Origin of the sequence: Armatimonas sp., from assembly GCF_031410135.1 — a bacterium.
Taxonomy (GTDB): Bacteria; Armatimonadota; Armatimonadia; order Armatimonadales; family Armatimonadaceae; genus Armatimonas.
Genome location: NZ_JANNYP010000779.1, coordinates 1 through 6,671, shown reverse-complemented (window position 1 = coordinate 6,671; position 6,671 = coordinate 1). Strand labels below are relative to the sequence as shown.

At 56.2% G+C, this 6,671-nt stretch carries 4 protein-coding genes and 1 pseudogene; 4 read left to right on the top strand and 1 reads right to left on the bottom strand.

The window, feature by feature from the left end:
- Positions 1–648 (bottom strand): annotated as a pseudogene (locus tag RMO15_RS28605) (hypothetical protein); the annotation flags it as partial.
- A 323-nt stretch (positions 649–971) separates the two neighbouring features.
- Between RMO15_RS28605 and RMO15_RS28600 the strand changes: the two are divergent.
- The 4 genes from RMO15_RS28600 to RMO15_RS28585 all read left to right on the top strand — a co-directional run.
- Entirely contained in the window at positions 972–3,365 is a 2,394-nt protein-coding gene (locus RMO15_RS28600) for an AAA family ATPase (protein ID WP_309721063.1), read from the top strand.
- 114 nt (positions 3,366–3,479) lie between these two features.
- Positions 3,480–4,757: a hypothetical protein gene (locus RMO15_RS28595; RefSeq protein WP_309721060.1), complete on the top strand. Its 1,278-nt coding sequence runs from the start codon at positions 3,480–3,482 to the stop codon at positions 4,755–4,757.
- Between the two features lie 72 nt (positions 4,758–4,829).
- The gene (locus RMO15_RS28590) at positions 4,830–6,338 is read left to right on the top strand and encodes a pentapeptide repeat-containing protein (protein ID WP_309721057.1); all 1,509 of its coding nucleotides are present in this window, start codon (positions 4,830–4,832) and stop codon (positions 6,336–6,338) included.
- Positions 6,339–6,399: 61 nt separating this feature from the next.
- Positions 6,400–6,671 (top strand): hypothetical protein (locus RMO15_RS28585; RefSeq protein WP_309721054.1); only part of this gene is annotated, 272 nt, incomplete at its 3' end.

Sequence of the window (6,671 nt, the reverse complement as noted above, 5' to 3'; positions counted from 1 at the left end):
CGAGCCGCCGCCACCACCACCACCACTGAACTCCGAGCCAGCGCCGCCACCGCCATAGTAACCACCGCCGCCGCCGCCTGAAGAAGCATTTGAGTCACTATTACCAGAACCACCCTGAAAAGCGGAACCCGGCTCGCCTCCAAAAACGCTACCGTCGGCTGTTCCTCCCGCACTCTGGGTGCCACCACCACCGGGTGCTGCCCCCCCTCCCGCATTGCCTGTGGTCAGCCCTCCTGCACCACCAACACCACCAACACCACCAACACCAACACCGCCACCACCACCCGCGCCTGCCGTGACCAGCTCCGTATTGCCCGCGTTGCGGATGCCCGAGCGACCACCACCACTACCACCACTACCACCACCACCAAAACCACCAGCACCACCACTAAAGCCACCACCTCCAACGATCAGAGTAAGGTTCTCACCAGGGGTGACGGTGAGCAAACCCGTGACAAAAGCACCAGAGCCGCCCCTGCTAGCGCCACCTGCTCCCCAGAGCTTGACGGTGAGACTCGTGATGCCTGAGGGTACCACAAAGACCTGGTTGGCTCCGGTGAAGGAGAAAGCGGACGTTGTTTGTGCGAAGGCAGGGAGCACCGTTAAAGAGAGAAGCCCTGTGAAAAACAAAGCACGAGAGAGACGCATATTTCAAATTCCTTGATCTGGCTTGAACAGACAAGCCGTCTGTGTTGTAGTGTACCTAAGCAATGGCACTGCGTGCCGCAAAAACCGGTTACCCTCTGGGTGCGGGCTAACGAATCGGTTCCCCAGCCCGGCACGGGCTTTGCAGCCGAAGGCTACCCAGACGCCTCATTTCATGGGGCGGCAACAGGAGAGCCCCCCCGGTAGACATACTAGCAGGCAACTCTGTGCAAAGTCTGTGCAGGGGCTGAATCTTGATAATTTGTTAAAAAAGACGTGCTATACTACTCCGGACACTTAGTGCTTGTGAAGAAAGTAACAACGGGATGTATCGAATTGAGCTTTGTGACGGTGTAAGTGTTCACTGTGGCGAGGCCAAAATTACCAAGTTTCGGACGCAGAAGGCGGCGCGGCTGCTGGCTTATCTGGCGCTCCATCCGGGAAGTCATAGCCGCGAGAAACTGGTAGAGCTATTCTGGCCCGAGCTAGAGCTGGATGCGGCGCGCAATGGCCTCTCCTATACGCTTCTGTATCTGCGCAACCCCTTGGAAAAAGAGCTGGGGCAGCCCGAGGGGAGCTTAATCCAGGCAACACGCACTACCATCTGTCTCGTTCCCGGTAGCTTCACCACAGATCTTGAAAACCTGCCCAAGGACTTCGATGTTGAGCGTCTTCTGCCTGGCCTCTACGACGACTGGGTGCTGGAGGTACGGGAGAAGCTGGGAGCGATGCTTGCGGCAGCTCCTAACGACCACGAGCCGCTTCCCGCCACCTGGACGCCGTATCTTGGCCGCGACGATATCCGGGAGCAAGTACGCGAGCTTCTAAACGGCTCTCGTCTGCTAACACTGCTGGGAACCGGAGGAGTGGGCAAGACCCGCCTTGCGCTGGAGACTCTGCGCCAGCGAGAAGCCGAGGGATCTCCCGTGGCCTGGGTGGAGCTCTCGACCCTGACCCACCCTGCCCAGATCGCCGAGCGTATCGCGACGGCCTTGGGACTTGCGGGAACGGCGGCACTAGTTCCCGTGCTTCGCCGCCGGGCAATCCTGTTGTGCCTGGATAACTGCGAGCACCTGATTCACGGCGCGGCCCGTGAGGCCGAGCGCTTGCTACGTGCCTGCCCCAACCTCACGATCTTAGCCACGAGCCGGGAGCCTCTGGGCGTGGCGGGCGAGACCCTCTTGCGCCTGCCAGGGCTGAGTGAGGCGGAGGCGGCGCAGCTCTTCTGTGACCGCGCCCGTCGCGCCCAGCCGAGCTGGGAGCTGACGCGTACGGAGCGTCCTTTACTCTCGCTGCTCTGCCTGCGTCTGGATGGTCTGCCGCTTGCCTTAGAGCTTGCGGCGGCCAAGCTGCGTACCTACCCACTTTCCGAGCTGGTACAGCGCCTGGAAGACCGTCTTGCCATGCTGACGAGCAACCACCGTGTTGCCGAGCCACGCCAGCAGACGCTTGAAGCCTCAATCGCCTGGAGCTACGATCTGCTGAGTGAGCGTGAGAAAGCGCTCTTTTACTCCCTCTCGGTGTTCCACGGTGGCTGGACAGCGGAGCAGGCGATAGGGCTCTGGGGGGGCGACGAAACCACCCGTGAGCGTCTGGACGCACTGGTGGATAAGAGCCTGGCACAGACGGAGGCGACTTCGCACGGACTGCACTATCGTTTCCTGGAGACGATTCGTGAGTTTGCGCAAGCTCGGCTCTCTGAGCAGTCCGAAGCGGAGCAACTTCGCTGGAGGCGAGCGCACCTGGAGGTCTTCTACGACTTGCTGATGACCGTCCCGCGTCGCTACGACTCCGAGGCAGCTCCCCGCTCCGAGGCGATTCGGCCCTACCAAGATAACTTTCTGCCCGCGCTGGAGTTCTGCCGCCAAGACCAGCCGAAGCGTGCGCTGATCTTCTGCTGGCATCTCTCGACGTTCTGGGACTGGTTTGCCCAGAGCACGCTGGCTCGTGAGCAGCTCAAGTTGACTCTTCCTCTGCCAGAGTGTCAGACACTTGACGATGACCGTCGGATCGCGCTGGATGAGCTCTACTGGGCCTGTACCTACACGCGCGACTTGGACGGAGTCGTGTGGGCACTCAATACCTCCGATCTCTCGACAACGCACCCCTATCAGTATCAGTCGTATCTTGCCACGGTTAAGATAGAGCAAGGTAAGTTCGACGAGGCAAAAGCACTCCTCGAATCCAGCCTGGAAATTGCCCAGAAAAATGGGGATTCCTACATGATTTCCGCCGCACTGCGCTGGTTCCACTACTTGGCTCTGTGGCAAGGCGACTTTGTGCGTGCTGAAGAATGCTTGAAGGAGGCAGAGCTATACGAGCCTCTCTCGACGCTGAAGGACCCTGGACAGTATCGAATAAAATTTCGCAGCCGTGTTGTCTTCCTCTTGCATAAGGGGGAGTCAAAGGAGGCAAGGGAGCTCCTCCCTCAGTGCCTACAGGGGGACTTGAGCTATCATGAAGTTGCGTTCTGTCTTGCTCTATACGCTCACCTTGCGTTCCTTGAGAGCCGCTACCAAGAGGGGGCGCAGCTCTACGGAACGCTGGCAGGTTGGTGTGAGCGCAAAGGCTTTGATGTGCGTGGCCTTCTCTATAGAGCACGGGAAGGCAACCTGGTGGCGCTACGTGAGCGCCTCGGGGAGGAAGCATTTCAGGTGCTTTATAACGAAAGTTATGACCGCGATGGCCGTGAAGTTTTACAGACGCTCGAAATGGTTTGAGTCTGCCCAGAGTTTGCCCAGAGTTTGCCCAGAGTAGCTTGTTATACTTTCATCAAGACCGATTCCTACTACCTTATCAAGGTAGCAATTAAAGGACTCCGACAAGGAAAAATGATGAAAAAGACAAGTTTCTTACTCACCTCCCTGGCCGCCGCTACCTGCCTCGCTTCGGCAACAAGTGCTCGGGCAATCACCATCATCCCGAGCTACGACAGTGCGGCAGCGCAGCAGAAATACTGGACCCCCGCCTTTAAGAAGCAGGTGCAGGCTGTCTGTGACCTTCTGAGCGGCTACATCAGTGGTAGCGATAATGTTACTCTGACCGTGACAGTCAGTACTACTATGAATCGGAATACCTTTGGAACGGGCGCACCCAACACCACAGGGGCCTACGAAAATACTAATACGAAGTACCGGGGCAAGAACGGGACGGTGACATTTAACTCGACGTTTTTCGATGACACGAAGAAGGAATGGAACGGCAATAACACTTCCCTTATGCTCCATGAAATCATCCATTGCCTCGGGTTCAGCAGCAGTATAACCGCATTTGATAAACAGATAGATAAGACAAACAGCACGTTTACGGGAACCAACACCAAGAAAGTCAATGGTGGGGCTGTCTATCCTCTTAACGGGGCAAACGACCTCTCTCACTTCAAGCGGGAGCTCACTCCACCCGTGGCGAAAAAGGTGCAACTGGATAAAGCCTTGGTTGCTCCTCGTATGATGGCGGGTGGTGGGAGCCTGCTCTCCATTGTAGACCTTGCGGTTCTGGCCGACCTTGGCTACAACATTCCAACCGTTACGAATGCAACCGGTGCGATTGCACTCGGGTTTACACTCAATACGGTTTTTAGTGATAAGTCTTCTGATTGGAAAGGGATGACTTTTGAGTTGGACGGGTATGCGGGCAATGATACGTTGTCGGTGGACACAAGTGATAGCGTGGCTCTCTTCGGAAGCGGAGGTAACGACACCCTGATCACGGGCAGTGAAGCCACCATGATGTGCGGCGACGATATGGCAGTGTTTGACAGTGGCATAGACAATAGCGACATCTACAAAATCACCTCCAATAAGCTCCATCGCATCATGGAGTTTGGGGCAAACGATAAGCTGCAGCTCGCCACAGCACTCGGGATAACAGCGGCTGATATCACTAACTTGACGGTGGAGAGTATGCCCCGTAAAACCCAGACCGATGTGGATTTCATTAACAACAATGTACCGATATTTAGTTATAGCAGTGATACTAATAATCCTTCCTGGTACTCTGCTCGGCGGGTCAAGATAGGCACCCTGACGTTCTACTGCTATGCCAAAAACAGCAACATGACCAACGACGCGCTCAAAGAGCGGCTGAAGAGCAACACCTCCGTCAAAAACTGACAAAGTCCGCCTCGCCTCCCGCTGAAGTCATGCGCGGGGGCGAGGCGGAGAAGAAAGGTGAACGGAAGAAAAATGAACTATTCCTCTCTAACCCGCCGAATGCCCTTTCGCATTCTGGCCTCCCTTCTCGCTCTGGAGAGCGTGCTGATCGCCCGCGTGCTCTCCACGCCGCCGCTGCCCAACCCCCCAACCCAAGAAACTTGTTCCACTGCCAGTCAAGTAGCCAAAAATTCAGCCTTGGCTGCGAACGCCGTTGCCTGCTGGGAGAGAAAAATCAAGGCAGGAGAGAAAAACCTCAGGGATGCGTACCTGAGCGGTGCGAACCTGACCAATGCGAACCTGCAACAGGCGTTCCTGTTCAATGCGAACCTAGCGGGTGCGACCCTGGCTGGTGCGAATCTGACCGCTGCGAAACTGACTAATGCGAACCTAGCGGGTGCGACCCTGGCTGGTGCGAATTTCGAGGCAAGTAACGTGACGGGCGAGCAGTTGCTTGGTGCTGCTGGCAAGAATCTGTCCAACGTCAACTTGACGAAAACCAATCTTAGTGGTGCGAATCTGTCCGACTTCAACCTGGCGGGTGTGAATTTGACTGGTGCAAATCTGGCTAGTGCAAGACTGATTGGTGCGACCCTGGCGGGTGTGAATTTGACTGGTACAAATCTGACTGGTGCGCTGCTGTCCCTCTTGGATCTGTCTCGTGTCAATCTGACTGGTGCGACCCTGACTAATGCGAAACTGGCTGGTGCGAATCTGACTGGTGCGACCCTGGCTGGTGTGAATTTCGAGAGAAGTAACGTGACGGTCGCGCAGTTGCTTGGTGTTGCCAACAAGGATCTGTCCAACGTCAACTTGAAGGGACTCAATCTTAGTGGTGCGAATCTGTCCAACTTCAATCTGACGGGTGTGACCCTGACTGATGCGACCCTGAGCAGTGCGAATCTGACGGGTGCGACCCTAGCTGGTGTGAATTTCGAGGCAAGCAATGTGACGGTCGCGCAGTTGCTTGGTGCTGCTGGCAAGAATCTGTCCAGCGTCAACTTGACGAAAATCAATCTTAGTGGTGCGAATCTGTCCGACTTCAACCTGCTGGGGGCGATCCTGACCAATGCGACCCTGACCAATGCGAATCTGACCAATGCGACCCTGGATGGGGCGACCCTGGCTGGTGCGACCCTGGATGGGGCGACCCTGACTGATGCGAAACTGACTAAAGCGAAACTGGCTGGCGCTGTCCTGACTTTTGCGAAACTGAACGGTGCGATACTGCACAGTGCGAATCTGACCGGTGCGAATCTGAACAGTGCGAGTCTGCACCATGCGAATCTGACCAATGCGAAACTGAACAGTGCGACCGTGATTGGTGCGAGTCTGCAATATGCGGATCTGACCAATACGAGCCTGCATGAAGCTAACCTGGCCGCGACGTCCCTGGATTTTGCGAACCTGGCTGGTGCTAACTTGACCAATGCGAACCTAGATGGCACGGTTTTCTTCGAGACGGCTCGAACAGCGGCAACAAATCTCACTGGTGTTAAGAATTTTACTCCGGCGCAACAGGCTAAAATGAGGCTAAAATGATAACGAAGCGACCCTTGTGACACTACAAACAACAATCACGAGTTTTTAGAAAAAGAGAACCATGAATAATTTCTTCCTCCTACGGCGCATGCCGTTTCGTATCCTGGCCTCCCTACTCGCTCTGGAGGGCGTGCTGATTGGCCGCGCACTCTCCACGTCGCAGCAGCCACCCAAACCCGCTACGCCTCCCGCTGAGGTCTGCAATAACGAGTACGATCTGGACACGAAGTTTGGCAAGGCGACTCCCGCCGTCCGGCAGGCCGAGGAGAAGAAAGCCTCGGACTGCTGGACAAGAAAAGCGAAGGCAGGGGAGAAGAACCTGGCTAAGGCGTA